The sequence below is a fragment of the Rhodococcus sp. BUPNP1 genome (genome assembly GCF_002215235.1).
GTDB lineage: Bacteria > Actinomycetota > Actinomycetes > Mycobacteriales > Mycobacteriaceae > Rhodococcus.
Map to the genome: position 1 here is coordinate 1 of NZ_NERM01000070.1, position 1,663 is coordinate 1,663.

The following is a 1,663-nucleotide window of genomic DNA, read 5'->3' on the forward strand; positions in this document are numbered from 1 at the left end:
ACGGATGTAATCGTCAAGGGTTCTGCAGGTTTCGGTGGGTTTCGCTTTGTTGAGGACGGTGATGCGGGCATGTGCTCATCGAGGGTGATCGTGTCCCGAAGTCAGGGCTGGCCGGCAGGCCACCGCGGAGCGGATTGCCTTGACGCAGGGCGCGATCACCCTAGGCTCGGCGGGGCCGAACACCGAAGTCGGCGGTGCCGGTGTGCGCTGGCCGGCGGGGCTGCCACCCGGCGATGAGGGTCTCGTAGGCGCGTTCGGCGACTTCGATGACTTCCCGTTCGTGCCGACGCAACTGTTTGTCGTTGTAGTCGTATCCAGGACCACGGTGGGCGTGTGCGCGAGGTGCGCCCGCGGTCAACGCGAGCTTGCGCTGCTTGAACGCCACCAGACTGGGACGGGCAAAGGCGTAATCCTGACCGTCCACCGTCAGATGCCAGCACAACACGGCAAGCTTGCGAGCGGTGGCGACCACCGCGACCTGGAATCCCCGTCGCGCCTTGACCCGCTTGTAGAACGCCCGCAGCGGCCCTGGAGCACGAGCGGCAACCCACGCCGCCTCCACCAGCATGCCCCGAGTTTGTGCCCGCCCGGCCTTGGTGATGCGCCCGTGGCTGGCCGGCTGGCTGCCCGACTGTCGCACCCTCGGATGCAGCCCGAGATAGGCCACCAGCTTGCCGGATGAGGAGAACCTGCCGAAATCCCCGACAGCAGCGACCACCGACAGTGCCACCACGGCATCGACTCCGGGGATGGTCATCAACCGCCGCACCACCGGATCGGCCAGTGCCTCGGCCGCCAATTCCCGGTCCGCGAGCGCGAGTTCCTCACCGAGAAAATCCAACTGGCGCATCAGTGCCTCGATCGTATGGTGCTCATCGTTCGGGAGGTCCTGGCCTGCCAGCCAACGCCGGCCCGCGGCGCCGAACAGGTCGGTGACCGGCGGATGTGGCAGTAGGTTGCGATGCAAGATTGCGTGCACCTGATTCTTGAGCCGGGTGCGTTGACGGACCAAATGCGCCCGCCGCATCGTCTGTCGCCGCAGCCGGCGTGTCCGCTCGTCCGGCAACCACACCGCCGGCAAGAAATCCGCGGCCAGCAGTTGAGCGAGGATCCGCGCATCGACTTTGTCGGTCTTGATGTTCGCTTCGGCGATCGCCCGGGTCTTGAGCGGATTCGACACCACTACCCGTGCCACGTGCGAGGTGAGCAGCGTGGCAATGGCGTCACTGTTGCCGGTGGCCTCGAGCGCCACCTCGTCGTCGGACCGCAATTCGGTCATCCACTCGCGCAACGCGGCCGGTCGGCAGTCGATACGACCTGCATCGGACACGATTCCGTCCTCGACGATGGCGACCTGAGCGAAGTCGCGGTGCACATCGAGACCGATATACCGTCCCATCACACTCACCTCCTGCATGAGCTGAGGATTCGAGGATCGGTGGGCAATCGACACCTACGGATTCGCGCTCACGGCGCAGCCGGACAAGTCGCAAGGGCGGCCATCTACTAACACGGGCTCGCAGCCCATCGAACAAGAACGGCCTGCCCATACCGATTCCTCACAGATGCCCCTGTTCCGGACGGTCTCACCGTACGGCGGGCCACCCGGCCCGGCCAGCCAGACGAACATTGCGGGACACCCACCAAATTTCATATCAGGTAC

Annotated in this window: 1 protein-coding gene; it reads right to left on the minus strand. The window is 65.3% G+C overall.

The annotated features are described in order from the left end of the window. Positions 1-160 precede the first annotated feature (160 nt). Positions 161-1,399: an IS110 family transposase gene (locus B9C99_RS25430; RefSeq protein ID WP_088899795.1), complete on the minus strand. Its 1,239-nt coding sequence runs from the start codon at positions 1,397-1,399 to the stop codon at positions 161-163. Between the last annotated feature and the right edge of the window lie 264 nt (positions 1,400-1,663).